Genomic DNA, 19,779 nt, shown 5'->3' with positions numbered 1-19,779 from the left:
GATAAGGCACCTTTTATTTAAAAGGTGCCTTAGATTTTGTTAGGATGATAATTCTACATATATTCTCATTTGTTCTTCTTTAACTTCTTTAGGCACTGTTTTAAATACTTCGTGGTTTGAAAAGTTTGTTGGAAGAAATTTTTCTTCTAAGTATATATTTATTTCAGGATTTACCTTTGCTTCTTCCTGTAATCGATTCAATACATTTTTGTTTGGTGAATTATATTTTGTCTCTTTAAAGTTTGCATAAGATGCTTCATTTTCATAAAGAAAGTTTATGAACTTATAAGCAAGTTCTTTATGAGGTGCGTCTGATGGAATTACCATGACATCAACCCAGATATTTGTACTATTAGGTACATAAAAGTCTAAATTTGGATCTTTAAGCATTGCATCTATTGCTTCTCCGCTCCATGTTAGTTGGATTGATGATTCACCATTGAGTATTAGAGATTTTGCAGCAATATCTGAAAAATAACCTATTACCAAGGGAGATTGTTTTTTGAGTAGTTTTTCGGCTTGTTTGATTATGGATATTTTGTGTTCATTGAAGGAATAGCCAAGTTTTTTAAGTGCAACCCCAATATTTTCTTTTGGCGAGTCTAACATTGCAATTTCTTGTTTATATTTTTCGTTAAATAGTATATCAAATTCATTCATGTCATTTATATCAACTTTGGTTTTGTTATAAAGTATTCCCATTACTCCCCAAAAGAGAGGTACAGAATAGAAATTATCAAAGTCATGTTCTAGATTATAAAATCTATCTAATATATTATTTTTTACATTTTGCAGTTTTGAATAATCTAACTTTTCAATTTTGTTTTCACTTATTAATTCTCCAATCAAATATTCTGATGGAACTATAATGTCATAATAACCTTTTGTGTTATTAAATTTTGCCATCATTTCTTCATTGTTATTGAAACATTCATAATTGATTTTTACATTATTTTCTTTTTCAAATTGAGCTAGTAATTTTTCGTCAATATATTCTGTCCAGTTAAGGACATTAAGAGTATTTTGTGTTTTTCGAGGAGAACAAGAGATGACTGTCAAAATTATTGTTAATATTAAAAATTTTTTCAAAATTAAACTCCTTATTATTAAATTTCTGTATCTACTGTTAATTTTTTGATTCCTACGCATTTATTTATAATAAATAGAAGGCTAAGTATTACAAAAAATAGTATAGAAGAAATGGCATTGATTATGGGCTTTATTCCTCTCTTAGTTAAAGAGTTTATGAGTATTGATAAATTATTAAACCCTTGGCCTGTCGTGAAAAATGATATTAAAAAGTCATCAACCGATAATGTAAATGCAATGAGGCCTCCTGTTGCCACACTTCCAATTATTTCTGGACATATTATGTTTTTAAAAATTTGGCTTTCTGATGCTCCAAGATCTCGAGCTGCATCAATAACGTTTTCTGAGAGAGAATATAATTTAGGCAAAATTATTATTATTATGTAAGGTGTTGAGAAGATTATGTGCGACATTAGCATTGTAGAAAAACCCAGCTGTATTTTTATCAAAGAAAAAAAAGTCATTAAACTAATTCCTGTTACGATGTCAGGATTAATTATTGGTATTTTATTGATTGATAACAGGATGGTTTTTATTTTTTTGTTTTTTGTTTTGTAAATACTGTAAGCGCCCAGAACACCAATTACAATAGAAATTAAGGATGATACTATTGCTACTAATAAAGTATTATATATGACTATTTTTATTTGCTGTGATTCAAAGACTTCCTTATACCATTTTAGGCTAAATCCTTGAAAAAAAAATCCATTGTTTCCTGCATTAAAAGAGTAAATTATTAAAATTAATATGGGTGCATAAACGAATCCAAGTGTCAGGGATAGAAAAGTGTTTTTTAGTATTTTAAGCATATTAATATCCTTATTTTACGTTGTTTTTTGCATTAATTTAAGTATTATTAAGTTGAATATCAATATTACTATCATTACAATAAATGAAATAGCAGCGCCAGTATGCCAATCTTCTACGAATAAGAATTGTTTTTCAATTAAATTGCCGATTAAAATTTGTTTAGCGCCACCTAATAGATCTGATATGATCAACACTGTGATTGAGGGTATGAATACCATTATTATTCCTGTGGCAAGATATGATAATGTTAATGGTAGCTTGATATATAATAATATTTGCCACATTCTTGCACCAAGGTCCCTTGCAGCTTCAATATATTCATATTTTATTTTTGAAAGTCCTGTATATATTGGTAAGACCATAAATGGTAAAAAATTATATACCATACCGATTATTACAGCTTTTTCATTGTAGAGCAGTTCGATAGTTTCAAGTCCCATGGCTTTAAGCAAATTATTAATAATCCCATTTTTTCCTAATATTCTGATCCAAGCATAAGTTCTAAGTAAGGTATTGATCCACATAGGGAGTATTATCATTATTATGAGCATATTTTGAACGCTTTTTTTTGACATGGATATAAACCATGCGGTGGGATATCCAATTAGCATACAAAATATGGTTGTAATTAAGGCAAAGTTTATGCTTCTTGAAAAAATTCTTAAGTAGCTTGGTTCTAATAATCTTATGAAATTTGCAAATGTGAGTTCATTTTGTTCATTGAAAAATCCTAAACCTATTATTATTACTAATGGGAAGATAATAAAGATTGATAAGAATAGAGTATATAGTATTAGAATTATTCTATTCATATTTGTTATTCCTTGCACATTACGTGAATATCATCAGGACCTAATGAGATGTCAACTTCTTCACCAACTTTTGTCAGTTTTGTGCTTTGAACTAACCAATGAGATTTTTGAATTTCTAGTGTCATTTCGTAGTGTACACCCTGGAATACTGCTGAAGTAATTATTCCACTTAAATGTCCCTGACCTTTTGGTAATATTTTTACGTCTTCTGGTCGTATTACAAGGTCAACAGGTTCTTTATTTTTAAACCCTTTGTCAAGACATTTAAAATCTTTACCAAACATTTTAACTACAAATTCTTTTTCATACGTTCCTTCAAAAATATTGCTCTCGCCAATAAAACTAGCTACAAATCTTGTTTTGGGTTCATTGTAAATTTCTTCCGGTGTGCCAATTTGAAGGATTATTCCTTCATTCATTACTACTATTCTGTCGCTCATTGTTAATGCTTCTTCTTGATCGTGTGTGACATAGATAAATGTTATTCCAAGCTTTCTTTGTATTTTTTTAAGTTCTTTTTGCATTTCTTGTCTCATTTTTAAGTCAAGAGCTGATAGTGGTTCATCTAATAATAAAAGTTTAGGTTCCATAATTATTGCTCTTGCAATTGCGACTCTTTGTTTTTGTCCACCTGATAGTTCATTAATATTTCTGTAAGCGTATTTTTGCATACCAATTAAGGAAAGTGCAGCTTTTACTTTTTCTTGAATTAAATTTTTGTTTATCTTTTTCATCTTAAGTCCGAATGAGATATTGTCGAAAACATTCATGTGTGGGAAGAGAGCATAGTTTTGAAATACAGTGTTAATTTCTCTTTTATTAGGTGTAATTTTTGAAATCTCTTTTGATAGGAAATGAATTTCTCCTTTGTTTTGATTTAAAAAACCCCCTATTATTTTTATTAGTGTTGTTTTACCGCATCCTGATGGACCAAGTAGGGTTATAAATTCATTTTTTTTAATTTTTAAATTAATTGTGTCTAGAGTTTTATTATTATTATCATTATAATAATGACTTAAGTCTTTAATCTCTAGGATGTAATTATTCAACTAATGGGACCCCCTTTTTTGCATGTGTCGACTGAATCACATGAAACTAGATTATACTTTATATTAATGCTTATGTAAATGATTTGTATTTATTGTTATTATGACGTTTTATGTCAAGTATAATTTTTCCGAATTTTCCTTCCCTATATTCTTTTATTAATATTTTTGATGCCCGTTCAATGTCTATTATATGTTTTTTATTTATAAATCCTCTTATTTTTGCAAATTCTTCTAAAATTTCAATTGAATTTGTTGATATTATATTATATTTGTTTAGTAATTTGGTTTTGTTATTTATGTGCATTTTTTTAAGTAGATATAGCGCGAGTTCTGTATTATCTATTATTTCATTTTTTATCATGTCTAGTATTGCAAGTTTTTTTGCAATCTCTTGATCTTCTAAGTTGTGCCATAAGATTCCCGGCATGTCAAAGATATTAATTCTTTCGTTTATTTTTAATATTTGTATATTTTTTGTGTGTCCTGGTTTATTTGCAACACTTGTGCTTTTTTTTCCTACTAGTAGGTTAATTATTGATGATTTTCCAACATTTGGCACCCCTATTACTAATACTTTTATTTTTTCTTCGTAAGTTTTAATTTTTTTCACATTAGCTATTTTTGTTATGTTGTCTATTATTTGTTTTCTCATTCCTTTTTTGTATATGTTTGTGATTAGTACATTATTTCCAAGTATTTTAAAATATTCTCTCCATTTCAGAATTTCTCCTTCTTGTGCAAGATCTGATTTGTTTAAAAGTATTATTTTATCCTTATTTGAGTTTTTAATTATTTTTTCAGTTAGTGGATTTTTGCTACTAAGTGGGGCTCTAGCGTCAAGTATTTCTAATATAATATTTGTTCTTTGAAGATTTGCTTGGATTAAGTCTAATGCTCTTTTCATATGACCAGGGAACCAGTTGATTTTGTTTGACATTGTTAAATTATAACTTAATTTAAGCAGATATGAAATTTGTGTTTTATGCACTTAATTTTATGATGAATTGCATCTTTTTCAAAAATGGTATAACTTTGTAAATTTAAGATTGCTTTAAATGATTAAATCATAGGAGGTTTTATATCATTGAAAAAATTAAAAAAGGTCTAATTGTATCTTGCCAAGCTCTTGAAGGAGAGCCTTTACATAGTAGTTTTATTATGTCTAAGATGGCCTTAGCAGCAAAAATGGGTGGGGCAGTTGGAATTAGGGCTAATAGTGTTCTAGATATTCGTCAAATCAAGTCAGAAGTTGATTTACCCATAATAGGTATTGTTAAGAGAGTTTATAATGGTTCTCCTGTTTTTATTACACCTACTATTAAAGAAGTCGATGAACTTTGTAGTGAAGGAGTTGATGTGATTGCTCTTGATGCTACTCTTAGAGAGCGTCCCGATGGTCTTTTGTTGTTTGAATTTTTTAATAAGATTAAAGAAAAATATCCAAGTCAGCTCTTGATGGCAGATATTGCTTCTTTAGAAGAGGCTGTTAATGCAGATAAACTTGGATTTGATTTTATTGGTACGACTTTACATGGATATACCAAGGATACTGAAGGGTGCAATATTGCAGATAATGATTTTGCCTTTTTAAAAAATTTACTTAAGTATAATTTCAAATCAAAGTTAATAGTTGAGGGAAAAATTGATACTCCTCTTAAGGCTAAGAGAAGTTTTGAACTTGGGGTTTCTTTAGTTGTTGTAGGTGGCGCTATTACACGGCCTATGGAAATTACAAGAAAATTTGTTGATAAAATAAATGAGGTTAAAGAAATTTGGGAGTGTTTATAATATCTAATGTGTTTCTTTTATAGACATATAGGAGGGTTTTATGGGAAAATTTTTTGAAAATGCCCAAAAATTTGGACGTTCTTTTATGTTGCCTATTGCTATTCTTCCTGCAGCAGGATTATTTTTGGGTATTGGAGGTTCTTTATCTAATCCGGCAACTATCAACTCATATTCTTTTTTGAATGTGTTTTTTCTTCAGTCAGTGTTTAATATAATGCGTACTGCCGGTGCTATTATTTTTGTTAATTTGCCACCTATATTTGCCATTGGAGTTGCCGTTGGACTTGCAAAATCAGACAAGGGAACAGCAGGACTTGCTGCCTTTATTGGATATCTTGTTTTGAATTCTACTATTGGTATTTTAATTGATATGTTTGGTAACTCTAAAGAGATCTCAAAAGGAGCTGTTGGGTTAATACTTGGAATTAGGACTTTAGAAACAGGTGTTTTTGGAGGAATTATAGTTGGTATTTTAACTTATTATCTTCATAATAAGTTAAATAAAATTGAATTTCCAAAAGTTCTTGGATTTTTTTCAGGTTCTAGATTTATACCAATAATAGTTTCTTTTTCAAATATTCTTCTTGCTGTATGTATGTTTATATTTTGGCCATTCATGCAAGCTGGGATTAGCAAAATGGGTGTATTAGTAGATGCAACAGGATATGTTGGTACCCTTATTTATGGAATTTTTTTACGAATGCTTGGTCCTTTTGGGCTGCATCATATATTTTATTTGCCTTTCTGGACAACAGGTCTTGGTGGTTCTGAAATTATTAATGGTAAGTTAGTTGAAGGAACTCAGAATATCTTTTTTGCTGAACTTGCCTCTCATAGTACTGATAAATTTTTTGTTGGAACTAGTCGTTTTATGAGTGGAAGATTTATTACTATGATGTTTGGGTTGCCAGGTGCTGCTCTTGCGCTTTATCGCCTTGCAAAACCAAATCAAAAGACAAAGGTTTTTGGTCTTTTATTTTCATCAGCTTTAACTTCTTTTTTGACAGGAATTACAGAACCCCTTGAGTTTTCTTTTCTCTTTGTAGCACCAGTTCTTTATGTAATTCATGCAGTATTTGATGGTTTTGCATTTATGTTTGCTCATATTTTACAAATCACAATAGGACAGACTTTCTCTGGAGGATTTATTGATTTTATTCTTTTTGGAATTTTGCAGGGAAATGCAAGAACAAATTGGGTTTTAGTTCCATTGGTAGGTGTTTTTTGGTTTTTCCTATATTATTTTAGTTTTGCTTTTTTAATATCTAAATTTAACTATAAAACCCCTGGAAGAGAAGATGCTATAAATTATAATGACACATTTCTTTCTGATGCAAATGTCAAGGGAGATAATATTGCATCTCAAGTAATTATGGGGCTTGGGGGTGGTGATAATATTATTGAACTTGATTGTTGTGCTACAAGGCTTAGAGTTACTGTTAGAGATTCTCTTAAAGTTTTAAAAAATACCTTGGATAATACAGGAGCAAAGGGAATTCTTATTAAAGATAGTGGTGTGCAGGTGATTTATGGTCCTGGTGTTAGTGTGCTTAAGAATGAAATTGAAGAAATTCTTGGTAATTAATTCCGGGTTGAATTTTTTAAGCAAGTGTATGTTTTTGTATATCACTTGCTTTTTATATTTTTAATAAAATCAACCGCATGTTTTGTTAAATAAGATGTATTTTGAGCACTTCTGTAACTATGATTTCCTGCAGGAACATGAGAGTGAATGCTTTCAACAAGGATCATTGGTATTGTTTTTTTATGTCCCCCATATTCACTTATGAATTTATTTATTGTTGGAGAATCTACTGTAGGATCATTTGGGGAATAAGCTATTGTTAGTGGAGTTTTTATTTCATTGAAACCATTATTATTAATTAATTTAACAAGACCCATCATTGCAATTATTGAATCGACTTGTCGTATTGGTGAATGGAATGGTGTGACCTCTGCATGTTCTATTCTTTTATTTTGTCTTATTTCAATTTCGTTATATCCACCTGTTATAAGGTAAGCAATTTGACGTCCCCAAGGATAGTAAATTAAGTTTGTTCTTTTGTCTTTAGGATAAATATTAGGTGATATTAAAATGGCAGAATATATTTTCTCTGGGTAGTTTTTTAATGCCCAAATAACACAAGCTCCACCATTTGAGGTGCCAATGAGTATTAATTTTTCCCCTATTGATTGTCCAATTTGAATGGCTTCATCAATATCTCTTAACCAGTCTTTGGTTTTGACGTCTTTGAATGCGTTTTTGTCGTTAATTCCGTGTCCTTTGAGTCTTGTAAAGAATATATTTGCGTTTAATGCTTTTGTTATGTTATTTGGTATAGGATAAATCTCATTTTTAGATGCTCCAAATCCATGAATATATATTACTGCGTATTCTGTTCTTTTTTTATCCCCGTTCCATATGATTTCTTTTTTTGTATTTGATTCTAGATTGAACTTGGATTCTTCACTTAGTAAATATTGATCAATATCTCCAAGTTTATTGGGAATTTTGGTTTTTTCAAATTCATTTCTAAATTTAATTCTTGGTCCTACTACTATTAAAAGAAGTAAGAATATCAAGATAAAAATTGTGTTTTTTATATTCATATATTGCTTTCCTTTAATTATTTTCATAATCAATATTAGATTTTTCTTTTTTAGATTGTTGATAACAATTGTTACATGATCCTGAGTAAATAATTTCAATAGATTTGGTTTTCCATTCTTCTCCAAGTTTGTCTTTCAGAATATCTTTAATGTCATCAAGTTGGATGGGATAGACTTGATTGCATTTGTTGCATTTAAAGTGAGCTATTGTAGAAGTCAAACTTAGATAAAATCTTGTTTCTTTTTGATCGGTTGTTTTTATATCTTTAAGAATATTACGTTCTTTTAAGATGTTTAATGTGTTATACACTGTTGCTTTTGATAAACTTGGTATTTCTTTTATTAATTTATTGTAAATCTCTTTTGCTGTAAAATACTCTTTTGGATTTGAGGCAATGTGTAGAATGATTCTATTTCTTGAATGTGAGGCTTTCATGCCCAACTCTGTTGTTAATGATTTTAGCAAGATAGGGTCATTAGTAATTCCGACTTTTTCTAAAGTGGAATGTACCTCTATTGTATTGTTGTTCATATATAATACCCTTTATTATTTAAGATTAAGTACTTTAATGTCCTTATAGAAATAATTTTATAACGGTTTATTAATATTTTGCTACTGATAGCTATTTATTTTCATTTTTTTTTATATTTGGGTAAAAAAGTAAGGTTTTTATTTTTGAGTTTATCTTGATTTTATTATCGAAATTGTTATTAATTGGGAGTAATAGCAAATTTAAAGTCAAAGAATAATTTTTTAAATCTTCAGCTTTTATTGTATTGTAAGATCCTCCTATATTTAAGATAAACCATCTCTTAAAACCTCTTTTTGCGATTTTATAATTAATCGTGTATATAATATTTTTTTCAATATTTAAAAAACTTATGAAAAAATTACTGTTTTGATTGTTTCCTTTAGATATTAAGAATTCTGTGCCATTAATGTATCCTTTTATGTCTTTTTTTGTTTCAATGATTTTTTCATAAGTATCAAAGTCATTGTATTTTGCAGTAATTTTTAAGTTTGTACCTTTCTCAACTTCAAAAATGGGTATCTCTAGACTTGAATATTCAAGTAAATAATTTGTGTTACTGAGCTTTAGACTTTTATTATTACAAATTATAACAGAAGGCCATGCTATTTTAATCGATATAAAAAAGCTTGCAAGGTTTTCGTCTAGGAAGAAATCAATTATTGATTTTTCTTTTGTATTGAAATTTAAATATTGCCTAATTCCTACAATTTTTTCATTTGAAAATGAAAATGAACTTTCAATAGTTGGTTCTATAATTATATTTTTTTGTGATAAGATCTTAATGTAAGTTCTGCAAGAATCTAAAAATTCAGCTTTTCTCTCTTTATATTTGATTTTATTTAGTTTGCCTTCTTCAAACTTTACATGGTATTTTTCATGCGATAGTGTAAAATTGCCTTCCATGTTATATTCAATATTTTTACTTGTAATAGGTTCTAGATTAGTCGAATTATATTCAAAATTTTTATTAACTAAAAATTCTTTTAAAGAAATTTCATTTATTTGATATTCTTTTAATCTTTTGTTTTGAAATTGTAGTATTATTGCTTGTTCTTTTAATGAATTAAATTCTGGGATTTCTAAGAGCTCTGTGGTTATTTTTTTGCCTTCTAAATTTTGTATTTTAATACTGTAAAAATTTGCATCTAGTTCTTTTAAAGATAGTAAAAAGTTTTTTAATTCTTGATTGTTATAGATGTCTTTAATTTCATGAAAGTAAATAAGCGTATCAATATTTTGTTTTTGTGTTTCGGGTTCTTTAATTTCTGATAAAAATTGACAGTTATTTTTATAGAAAACTAAATATTTTTTATTATTTTTTGCAATTCTTATTCCTTCTATATAGTTAAAATTAAGCTTTCTATATAGTTCAAGTACTCTCTTTCTTAATTTTTCCATGTTGTATACGTAAAATGTATGTGGATTATCCTTAAATAAGTCTTTATATCCACTTTTAAATGGGTTTTTTAAAGCCCAGTATAGATCTACGTGTATTTCATCATGTAACATGTATTCATGGGGACTGCCGCTGTATGTACTTGGAATATAAATATCTTCATTATTTTTAAGTCTATTAAAGAACCATTCATTTAATTCTGGATTTAATTTTAAAATTTCAAAAAAATATGTTGGAAATGTCCAATGTATCTTATAGCTGAGATTTTTGTTTTCAATTAAATATTTGGTGTTTGATAAAATGGAATATAATTTATTCTCAGCAAATGCAGTTATTGAAATGATAACAATGTAAGTTCTTGAATTTCTAAATTTTCTAAACATCATAAAAAATCTTTACATAAGTATATATTAGATTAGTATAACTGGTATTGATTTTACAGTAAATTGCTGCAAAGAGGTTTCTTGATTTTTATGTTATTTTGTCTTGATTAATGAGTAAAAAAAATTTATATTTTTATAGTGATATGTATGAAGTTCATACTAACTTTATAATGTGATATTTAATTTTAAATTTTATACTTAAAAGGAGTCAAATTTATGGCTAAGGACATATATTTTAATGAAGATGCTAGAAAAAGTCTACTAAGCGGTATTGAGAAATTATCAAATGCTGTGAAAGTAACCCTTGGTCCTAAGGGGAGAAATGTTTTAATTGATAAAAAATTTGGTTCTCCTACTGTTACAAAAGATGGAGTGAGTGTTGCTCGTGAGATTGAGCTTGATAATGCGCTTGAAAATATGGGAGCACAACTTTTAAAAGAAGTTGCAATTAAAACAAATGATCTAGCTGGTGATGGAACTACAACTGCTACTGTACTTGCTTATGCAATTGCAAGAGAGGGACTTAAGAATGTTTCTTCTGGGATTAATCCAATTGGAATAAAAAAAGGTATAGAGCATGCTGTGGTTTTAGCTTCTGAGAAAATTCGTAAATCAGCTAAAAAAATCACTACTAAGGAAGAAATTGCGCAGGTAGCATCTATTTCTGCAAACAATGATACTTCCATAGGTGAAAAAATTGCTGAAGCAATGGATAGAGTTGGAAAAGATGGGGTTATTACTGTTGAGGAGTCAAAGACTTTTGATACTACAATCTCTTATGTTGAGGGCATGCAATTTGATAGAGGATATTTATCTCCTTATTTTTCTACAAATAAAGAAAATATGAGTGTAAGCTTTGATGATGCCTATATCTTAATATGTGAGAAGAAGATTAGTACGATTAAAGAACTTTTGCCAGTGCTAGAAAAAGTTTTAAATACAAATAAGCCTTTGTTAATTATAGCTGAAGATATTGAGGGAGATGCTCTTGCTGCACTTGTTCTAAATAGTGTTCGTGGAGCTTTGAAGGTTTGTGCAATTAAAGCTCCTGGATTTGGTGACAGACGTAAGGCAATGCTTGAAGACATTGCAATACTTACTGGAGGAGTATTTGTTAGTGAAGAATTGGGACTTACTCTTGAGAATGTTGAACTTGAGCAGCTTGGTCAGGCTAAATCAGTAAAAGTTGATAAAGATAATACTACAATTATTAATACTGGAAATAAAGAGCAAATCAAAGAGCGTGCAGAGCTTATTAAAAAACAAATTGAAGAGACAAGCTCTGAATATGATAAAGAAAAACTCCAAGAACGTCTTGCAAAACTTGTTGGTGGAGTTGCTGTAATTAATGTTGGTGCTGTTACTGAGTTGGAACTTAAAGAAAAAAAACATAGGGTTGAGGATGCTTTATCTGCAACTCGTGCTGCTGTTGAAGAAGGTGTTGTTCCTGGTGGTGGGTCAACTCTTATTGAAGTTGCTATGTATCTTGATACAGTTGATACAAGTAAACTTAGCTATGAGGAGAAGCAAGGTTTTGAGATTGTGAAGAGAAGTCTTGAAGAACCAATGAGACAAATAATTGCTAATGCTGGATTTGAGAGTTCTATTTATATTCATCAGATTAAAACTGACAAAAAAGGACTTGGTTTTGATGCAGCGAGTTTTAAATGGGTAAATATGATTGAGAGTGGTATAATTGACCCTGCTAAGGTTACAAGAAGTGCTCTTCAAAATGCGGCTTCAATTGCAGGATTGCTTTTGACAACAGAGTGTGCTATTACTGAAGTTAAAGAGGAGAAGAGTAATGCTGGTGGTGGGTATCCTATGGATCCTGGCATGGGAATGATGTAAGTTAATTTTACACAAATTTCTCCTTGATTAGGATGTTTATTGCAGTAAGGATCTAGATTTGAGTGAAAATGAATTTGTCTTTTGTATAGGTTATGATGGTTCTAAGGCAATAGTAGATAAAGAGCTTTTAAGTCAGCATAAAAATAAGAGTGTCGAGGAGCTTTTCGAGCTTGGGTTTTATAGAAGTGCTTTTAGCAAGGCTCTTTATAAAAATGATGATACTCTTATTGGGTATTTAATTGACAGGTATAATAATATTAGCAAATCTAGTTATAGTAAGAGAGAGGAGCTTGAGCTCCTCTTTGGGGTAGTTTATCCAGATAATATTTCTAGTATAAAAGTTACTTATGTTTAAAAGTTAGGAAAGTTTATGTTTTTATTGCAAGATTTTAGTCATAGCAGTAGTTTTTTTAGGAGTTTATTGGTTTTTATTCCTGTAATTGCTATATTTTGGTTTTTGGTAATATCGCCTCAGCGTAAAGAAGAGAAGAAAAAAAAGGATATGATCAAAAATCTTAAAAAGGGTGATAAGGTCTTAACTATAGGTGGAATTTTTGGGATTGTTAAAAAGGTTAATGATTCTGAAGTTGTGCTTGAACTTAGTCCAACTTCAGAGGTAAGGTTTATAAAAAATTCAGTTGAAAGAGTTATTCTTAACGAAGTTAAAGATAAAAATTAAGGCGTTAGAAGCGGTTTAATATATAATATTAATTTGAATATTCATTTAACATGATATTTAAGTTAAATTAGTGTAATAAGGGTGTTATTTATGAATAAAGTCTCTAAATTTATATTAATACTATGTGTTACGTCATTTGCTTATCTTTTAATATTTCCTACTCTAAAGTGGTATTTTTTTACTAACGATGAGGATAAAAAAATTAGTTCATATTCAAAAGAGGCTTTAAGGGATTATTCTAAAAATAAGGCATTGAGTTCACTTATTGAACTTAAAAAGTTGTATCAAAATAATCCTAATGCTCAAATTCCAGATGATTTGAAGTATTTAATTCCAATTGCTCAAAATAACTATAAAATTTATGGAAAAGAGTTTCCCAAATTTTTTGATAATGTCAAAGTCTTAAGAGATGGGTTTTTAACAGATGCTGATATTGAAGAACTTAGTCTTGAAATTTATAGGTATTATGAAGAGATAAAGAGGAATAAGAACAGAATAATACAACTTGGGCTTGATTTGTCTGGCGGAATGAGTGTTACTATTTCTCTTGATTACTCAAGTCTTGAACAAAAATTGGGAAGAACTTTGAGTTTTCAAGAAAAGGAAGAAGCTTTTGAACGTACAATGCAAATACTTAAAGAGAGAGTAGACACCTTTGGACTTACAGAGCCTAAGATTACGAGGGAAGCAAGTGGAAATAAGATTTTCTTAGATGTTCCAGGAGAAAGGGATGAGAAGCGTGTTGATTCTCTCTTAAGTGGTAGAGGAAATTTGATCTTTTATGTGGTTGATAATGAGGCTACTTCTGTTCTTAATACTAAAATACTAGAAGCCGGACCTCTTTACTCAATTTCTGATATTAAAAATAGTATGGGACTTGGAGATAATAAGAAAATTTTTCCTTGGTATGTTAAGGATTCTTATGGTATTGATGATGAATCTACAGTTCGTTATTATGTTGTTGATTCTAGTGTTGAAAATTCATTTGATGGATTCCATATTAGTGATGCTGGTGTGTTAAACGATTACAAAACAGGTAGAGATATGGTTACATTTAATCTGGATAATGAGGGAAGTGAAAAATTTTTTGAATTTACCAAAAAAAATATTGGTAAGGCTTTAGCTGTAGTTATGGAAGGAAAAATTAAATCAGTGGCTAATATTAGTCATGCTATTGCTGGTGGAAGTGTTTCAATTCAGGGGGATTCTTTTGATAAGCGCGAAGCTAATGAGCTTGCACTTGTTTTTAAAACAGCAGCTTTTCCAGTTGAAATAAAGATAGATGATTTAAGAGTTATTGGACCTACTATTGGAGAGAAAACAGTTAAACTTGGAATAAAAGCATCTCTTCTTGCGCTTGTTTTAGTTTTCTTATTTATGTTGGTATATTACAAGATAAGTGGTTTTGTAGCGGGTTTTTCATTGGTTATTTATAATCTATTTTTAATATTGGCAATTTTATCAGCATTTAACTTTACTTTGACTCTTACAAGTATTGCAGGTCTTGTATTAACTATGGGTATGGCTGTTGATATTAACATAATTATTTATGAGCGGATTAAGGAAGAGATTAGAAATGGTCGAAAATTTGAGAGAGCATTTGATGATGGATTTAAAAAAGCTTTTTGGGCAATAATGGATTCAAATATTACAACATTTATTGCTGTGTTTTTTTTAACTCTTCTTGGAACCGGAACTATTCAAGGTTTTGCTTGGACTTTGTCTATAGGGATTGTAGCATCACTTTTTAGTAGTTTAATCTTTTCAAGGTTTATTTTGGAATTTATTATGTCTTTTAGTAAAATCAAATGTTTAAGTATCTCTTGGAGTTCAAATTATGCAAAAGGGGTTTAATTTTTTAAAATATGGAAATAAAGTTATTATAGTTAGTTTTTGTATGATTTTATCAGGCTTTATTTATACTTTTATGTGTCATGGTGGTTATAATTGGGGAATAGACTTTTCTTCAGGAGTTAATATTAATTTTGTAATAGATAAATCAGGTATTAAAGATTATGATATACAAAGAATACTCTCTTCGGTTTATAAAACATTTGATGTTAATAAAATCATTTCAAGTGATGAGTCTAAGAGTCAGTTCTCTATTATAGTGAAGTCAGATGTTACTGATTATGCTTTAAAAAAAGAGATTCATAGTACATTAATTGATAAATTGAATACCGAATTTGGTGCTAATGTTGAAATTCTTGATTCTTATTTTATTGATTCAAATTTTTCATCTATTTTAAGGATGAAATCAATGTTATTGGTTTGTTTAACATTTACGCTTATTTTATTTTATGTGGCGTTGAGATTTAGGTTGAGTTATGCTGTTGCATCAATATTTGCAACGATACATGATATACTTTTTGTAGTTGCTTTTTTAGGGATATTTAGGATAGAAATAAATAGTTCAATAATCGTTTCTATATTGACAATTATTGGGTATTCTTTAAATGACACGATAATTATTTTTGATAGAATTAGGGAAAATTTTAGGGGTATGACAGATACTTTATTTTTAAATATTTTAAATGTAAGTATTAAGCAAACTTTATCAAGGACTATTTTGACATCTATGACTACATTTGTTGCTGTGCTATCTATTTATGTGTTTACTGAGGGAGCTATTAAAGATTTTTCTCTAATATTTATGGTAGGTGTTGTTGTTGGTACTTATTCTTCAATTTTTATAGCTTCTCCTATTCTTTTAAGTTGTTATAAAAAATTTAAATAGATGTTTTGTTATAGTATTATGATATGAAGTTTCTTGATTTTGGTTCATTAGGGTTTTATAGGTTTTTTGATTTTCAAAAACATTTAAATTTTAGTATTTTTAGATATAGTTTAATAAACTATTATTCTTATAAGGAACAGTCAAGTCTTATTAATGATGCCGATTTGCTTAAAAGTAAGATTATCTTTTTAGATAAGGTTCATAAAGATATTGCTAAAGTTGTTAGTACTTCTTCAAGATTAAATGATAGTTTAAATCTTAATAAAAAAATATTTTGTGATGCTTTGGTCACTATTAAAAATTTGATAAAAAAATATTATCCGTCATCAGAATTTTTAAATTTAGAATGTGATGTACTTTTAAGTAATGAAGATGTTTTTAATAAATTTTTAGATAAACTTAGATATTTGAATTTTAGGGTAGATCTTAAGAAGAAGATTGAAGAATTTGATAAAAAAAATAAAACCCCATACTCTTGCATAAAAATTGCCACTTTTTTTATTAAAGAAGAGTTTTTGGGAAGATTGGCAAATACTATTGATTTCTTTTCTAATGAGGCTAATAATAATAGTCTAGATTTGATCAATAAGGAGATTGATGAGTATTGTGAAAAGGTGGAGCAGGTTAAGGTAAGCGAATATATTAAAGATACACATAAAAAATTTGTTATAGAGTATGCAAAAGAAAGAATATCAAAAATTATGAAAGATCATAGTCTTGATGTATCTAAGTTGCTTGTTAAAATTTCTTTATTAGATATTACTATTCAGTGTTTTGAGAGTTATTATTTGAATTTATTAGAGACTCTTAATATCCTTTTGTCTATAAGTAATATTATTGAGATTGGTCTAGATGAGTTACCAGGTGCTATTTTTAATGAGTGGAATGAGTTTATTTATTTGCGTAGAAAAGAGTTTCAGAAACTTGTTTTAGTATCAGATTGTGTTTTTCAGAAAAGGATAATATCTATTATAAATTCTGGAGGTTGGAAGTTTACTTTCTTTAGTCTTTCTCCTCGTCAAGGTGATATTATTCAATTTGCAGTAGATATTAATAAAAATTTTAATAATATTGAAGATGGAATTAAGGAATATGAACTTAAAATAAACAGGCTTAATGATTTTAAGCTTGACTGGGAGAAAAGCTTGAAAAATTTTGAGCATTTATTTGTTTAAAATTTCTAATTATATATTTCTTTTAGTCGTTCATATATTTTTTTTACTTCATCGTTAATGATTTTAGGAACATCTACTATTAGTTTAACTCTGAGGTCCCCTTTATTTGTATTTCCAAGTGCAGGCATGCCAAGACCTTTTAAACTTAGTATTTCTTCATTTTTTGTATCTTTTGGAATTTTTATCTTTATTTTTTTACCTTCAATTGTTTCAAAGACTTTTTCACTACCCAAAGCCATTTCCCATGGATATACATTAATTTTTGTTTCTAAATTTCGTTCCTTTAAAGTAAAATTTTTATAACTTGATATTTCAAATTTGATAATTAAGTTACTTCTTTTCCCAGAAATTGGATTTATCTTTCCCTTGCCATTAAACTTTAATTTAGTAGTCTCAATTGTTCCCTTTGGAATATTAATGTCAATTTTTTCGTTGTTTATTAATATTGATTTTTTACCCCCCATATAGGCATCATATAGTGAAATTTTAATAGTTATCTCTGTATCTTTAAGTGTGCCTCTTGTAGTTCCTCCAAAAATATCAGAGAATAAATCGAAGCTTTCAAAATTATGAAAGTCAGTATTCTTAAATCCTTTACTAAACCCCTCTGTGTTGAAATTGTTATTAAAATTTGCACTTCCAAAATTATCATAATTGGCTTTTTTTTGAGGAGATGAGAGAATTTCATAAGCCTCATTTATTTCTTTAAATTTTTCTTCGGCAAATTTGTTTCCTTTATTTTTGTCAGGGTGATATTTTATAGCTAGTTTTTTATAGGCTTTTTTGATTTCTTCTGTTGTAGCGTTTTTGTGTATTCCAAGTATGTTGTAATAGTCTTTAGACATTCAAACCTCTTGTTTTTATTTTTCGTGTTATATTGAAGTATATTTAAATTCATTATAATTGATGCTATCATTATATATATTATAATTAAACTTAAATTTTTTAAAGGTTGTTTATAAAGTAATGAATTTTTTGCATTTAACGGATTTAAGTATTTATATTGATCTCACCAAGTGTTTTAATTATATTTTTTTTTGATAAAATATTGCATGAATTGTCTTATTATTTAAAGGTTTTGGGTTCTCCACAAATTAAGACCCTTTATATTAGATACGAAACTTCAGGGCTTGGTAATGATTTTGATTTAGCATCTTTTTTAACTTCTCTATCTCGAAATTTTGATTTCGTTACATTGGATGAGGTTACCTTTGAATTACATCTCTTAGAGATTACACCTTCACTGTTAGCGATTTTAAATGATTTTTCTGTTAGTAGAATTAGTCTTAATATAAAGAGTTTTTCTTCAAACTTTTTAAAAGTGATGGGTGTTTATGAGATATCTGTAGCTGAAATAAATGACGCAGTAAATGATATTCGTAAATTTGATTTTGATTTGAATATTGACTTAAATGTTAATATTCCTTATCAAGAAAAAATACATCTTAGGAATGATTTAATAAAGTTAGTTGCATGTGCTCCTGAACATATTTGTCTTTCAGAAATTCTAGTTGATGAGGAAAATTGTATTATTGATCTTTTTAAGGATGTTTCTTTCAATTATAATGCTGCTAAGGCTGAAGATTTTTGGTTTTATGCTTTTGATTTTTTGGAATCTAATGGCTATATGAATTATGAGATTTCAAATTTTGCCTTAAGGGGGCATGTGAATAAACATAATTTGAGATATTGGGAGCTTAAACCATATTTGGGTCTTGGAGTAAATTCTGTTAGTTTGCTTGTTATTACCAAAGGTGATGGTCTTCAGGTTATAATTAAGATGGATGATAATTTTTTAGGTGGTGGGAAATTTCAGCAGCTTTTGAGATTTTAAGTGATTTAGATTTTTTTATTTGTCATTTTATTACAAATCTTGGGACTAAGAAGGGGCTTGAGGTTTCTGTTTTGAAGCATAGGTTTATATATAATCAGTAAGATTTTTGTAATTTTATTAATTATCTTTTGAGATTAAGTAAAGGAGTTGTTTTTAGCAATGATATTCTTTACTTGAATGTACATGAGAGATTTAAATTGGATTTTATCTTCGGTTGATTAGAGAATATTTAGTTAGCAATTCTTTTAAAGTGAATTTTAAGTTTCTTTAATCTGTCCATTTTGATAGTATATGATCTTAGTGTTTTGATGGTTAAAAATACCAATTTCAAGTATTCCTGGGAATAATTTAAAATATTTTTCAGCCCCTTTAGGGTTTGCGATATTCATTTTTACATCTAAGATGTAGTTATTATTATCAGTTATTATTGGCCCTGCTTTAGACTTGCAAGTTCTTAAAACAGGATTAAAGTTCATATTTTCTAAGTTTGCTGTAATAAATGCAAGAGCATCTGGAATAATTTCAATTGGTACAGATGCTCTTGTTCCTAAAGTTTTTACAATTTTTGTTTCATCTGCAATAATCAATAATTGATGAGAATTGTATGCCACTATTTTTTCCATTAGATGAGCTGCTCCACCACCCTTTATTAGGGCTTTTGTTTCTAATAAAATTTCATCAGCTCCGTCGATTGTTATGTCTATATTTTTGCTGAGTTTTGTAAATTTGGACTCATATGTAATATTTTCTCTTGCAAGTAAATATTTTGTATCATTACTTGTTGGGTAAAGTTTTAGATTTTTTAAGTCCCCAGATTTTATTTTTTTGCTTAAATATTTAATTGCATAAAAGACCGTTGTTCCTGTTCCAATGCCAAGGTGCATGTCGCTTGTTACATAATGATCAATTGCGTATTGTGAAACTAACTTTTTTTGTTCTTCCATTATGTATTATCCTTAATCATATAGATTTACTTATAGATTTGTAGGGTAGATTATATCATTAAGAATACTATAATCAATAGTGTTATTTA

General features: G+C 28.6%; 19 protein-coding genes. 9 read left to right on the top strand and 10 right to left on the bottom strand.

Going from position 1 to position 19,779, the window contains the following annotated elements:
* Positions 1-39: 39 nt before the first annotated feature.
* The 5 genes from R5397_RS01150 to ylqF form a co-directional block, all read right to left on the bottom strand.
* Complete coding sequence (locus R5397_RS01150) at positions 40-1,089, bottom strand: ABC transporter substrate-binding protein (RefSeq protein ID WP_421622605.1); 1,050 nt, start codon at positions 1,087-1,089, stop codon at positions 40-42.
* 17 nt (positions 1,090-1,106) lie between these two features.
* The gene (locus R5397_RS01145) at positions 1,107-1,898 is read right to left on the bottom strand and encodes an ABC transporter permease (RefSeq protein WP_421622604.1); all 792 of its coding nucleotides are present in this window, start codon (positions 1,896-1,898) and stop codon (positions 1,107-1,109) included.
* A 15-nt stretch (positions 1,899-1,913) separates the two neighbouring features.
* A complete protein-coding gene (locus tag R5397_RS01140) occupies positions 1,914-2,711 on the bottom strand; it encodes an ABC transporter permease (RefSeq protein WP_421622603.1) in 798 nt (265 codons plus the stop codon).
* 5 nt (positions 2,712-2,716) lie between these two features.
* A complete protein-coding gene (locus tag R5397_RS01135) occupies positions 2,717-3,760 on the bottom strand; it encodes an ABC transporter ATP-binding protein (RefSeq protein ID WP_421622602.1) in 1,044 nt (347 codons plus the stop codon).
* A 70-nt stretch (positions 3,761-3,830) separates the two neighbouring features.
* The gene (gene ylqF / locus R5397_RS01130; protein ID WP_421622601.1) at positions 3,831-4,697 is read right to left on the bottom strand and encodes a ribosome biogenesis GTPase YlqF; all 867 of its coding nucleotides are present in this window, start codon (positions 4,695-4,697) and stop codon (positions 3,831-3,833) included.
* Positions 4,698-4,840: 143 nt separating this feature from the next.
* On the opposite strand from ylqF, the gene R5397_RS01125 reads away from it, so the two are divergent.
* Both R5397_RS01125 and R5397_RS01120 read left to right on the top strand, forming a co-directional pair.
* A complete protein-coding gene (locus R5397_RS01125) occupies positions 4,841-5,548 on the top strand; it encodes an N-acetylmannosamine-6-phosphate 2-epimerase (RefSeq protein ID WP_421623044.1) in 708 nt (235 codons plus the stop codon).
* A gap of 40 nt (positions 5,549-5,588) precedes the next feature.
* On the top strand, positions 5,589-7,133 hold the full coding sequence (locus R5397_RS01120) for a PTS transporter subunit EIIC (protein ID WP_421622600.1): 1,545 nt from the start codon (positions 5,589-5,591) through the stop codon (positions 7,131-7,133).
* Between the two features lie 41 nt (positions 7,134-7,174).
* Here the strand turns inward: R5397_RS01120 and R5397_RS01115 are convergent, their stop codons facing one another.
* The 3 genes from R5397_RS01115 to R5397_RS01105 form a co-directional block, all read right to left on the bottom strand.
* Positions 7,175-8,158 carry an alpha/beta hydrolase gene (locus R5397_RS01115; RefSeq protein ID WP_421622599.1) on the bottom strand — a complete coding sequence of 328 codons (984 nt, stop codon included), beginning with the start codon at positions 8,156-8,158 and terminating at the stop codon, positions 7,175-7,177.
* A gap of 13 nt (positions 8,159-8,171) precedes the next feature.
* Positions 8,172-8,690, bottom strand: a complete 519-nt coding sequence (locus R5397_RS01110; RefSeq protein ID WP_011772582.1) for a transcriptional repressor — start codon at positions 8,688-8,690, stop codon at positions 8,172-8,174.
* A gap of 91 nt (positions 8,691-8,781) precedes the next feature.
* Positions 8,782-10,470, bottom strand: coding sequence for a histidine kinase (locus R5397_RS01105; protein ID WP_421622598.1), 1,689 nt, complete (start codon positions 10,468-10,470; stop codon positions 8,782-8,784).
* 216 nt (positions 10,471-10,686) lie between these two features.
* Here R5397_RS01105 and groL point away from each other — a divergent pair, with 216 nt between their 5' ends.
* The 6 genes from groL to R5397_RS01075 all read left to right on the top strand — a co-directional run bounded on the left by groL (position 10,687) and on the right by R5397_RS01075 (position 16,912).
* On the top strand, positions 10,687-12,321 hold the full coding sequence (gene groL, locus R5397_RS01100; RefSeq protein WP_247065792.1) for a chaperonin GroEL: 1,635 nt from the start codon (positions 10,687-10,689) through the stop codon (positions 12,319-12,321).
* 58 nt (positions 12,322-12,379) lie between these two features.
* Positions 12,380-12,676, top strand: coding sequence for a hypothetical protein (locus R5397_RS01095; protein ID WP_421622597.1), 297 nt, complete (start codon positions 12,380-12,382; stop codon positions 12,674-12,676).
* A 15-nt stretch (positions 12,677-12,691) separates the two neighbouring features.
* On the top strand, positions 12,692-13,000 hold the full coding sequence (gene yajC / locus R5397_RS01090) for a preprotein translocase subunit YajC (RefSeq protein WP_421622596.1): 309 nt from the start codon (positions 12,692-12,694) through the stop codon (positions 12,998-13,000).
* Between the two features lie 90 nt (positions 13,001-13,090).
* Positions 13,091-14,854 (top strand): protein translocase subunit SecD, encoded by a 1,764-nt coding sequence (gene secD / locus R5397_RS01085; RefSeq protein ID WP_421622595.1) that lies wholly within the window; start codon positions 13,091-13,093, stop codon positions 14,852-14,854.
* On the top strand, positions 14,838-15,737 hold the full coding sequence (gene secF / locus R5397_RS01080; RefSeq protein WP_421622594.1) for a protein translocase subunit SecF: 900 nt from the start codon (positions 14,838-14,840) through the stop codon (positions 15,735-15,737). Before secD ends, secF begins: the two co-directional genes overlap by 17 nt.
* A gap of 23 nt (positions 15,738-15,760) precedes the next feature.
* A complete protein-coding gene (locus tag R5397_RS01075; protein ID WP_421622593.1) occupies positions 15,761-16,912 on the top strand; it encodes a hypothetical protein in 1,152 nt (383 codons plus the stop codon).
* 5 nt (positions 16,913-16,917) lie between these two features.
* Here R5397_RS01075 and R5397_RS01070 read toward each other — a convergent pair whose 3' ends face one another.
* Complete coding sequence (locus R5397_RS01070) at positions 16,918-17,757, bottom strand: DnaJ C-terminal domain-containing protein (protein WP_421622592.1); 840 nt, start codon at positions 17,755-17,757, stop codon at positions 16,918-16,920.
* Positions 17,758-17,960: 203 nt separating this feature from the next.
* Here R5397_RS01070 and psgB point away from each other — a divergent pair, with 203 nt between their 5' ends.
* The gene (gene psgB, locus R5397_RS01065) at positions 17,961-18,746 is read left to right on the top strand and encodes a HemN-related non-iron pseudo-SAM protein PsgB (protein WP_421622591.1); all 786 of its coding nucleotides are present in this window, start codon (positions 17,961-17,963) and stop codon (positions 18,744-18,746) included.
* Positions 18,747-19,003: 257 nt separating this feature from the next.
* Here the strand turns inward: psgB and rpiA are convergent, their stop codons facing one another.
* Complete coding sequence (gene rpiA / locus R5397_RS01060) at positions 19,004-19,690, bottom strand: ribose 5-phosphate isomerase A (protein WP_421622590.1); 687 nt, start codon at positions 19,688-19,690, stop codon at positions 19,004-19,006.
* Positions 19,691-19,779: the final 89 nt, after the last annotated feature.

Source organism: Borrelia sp. MN22-0132 (assembly GCF_049201035.1).
Classification (GTDB): domain Bacteria; phylum Spirochaetota; class Spirochaetia; order Borreliales; family Borreliaceae; genus Borrelia; species Borrelia puertoricensis.
Note: the sequence above shows the minus strand (reverse complement) of the source record. Positions and strands in the feature narration are given on the sequence as shown.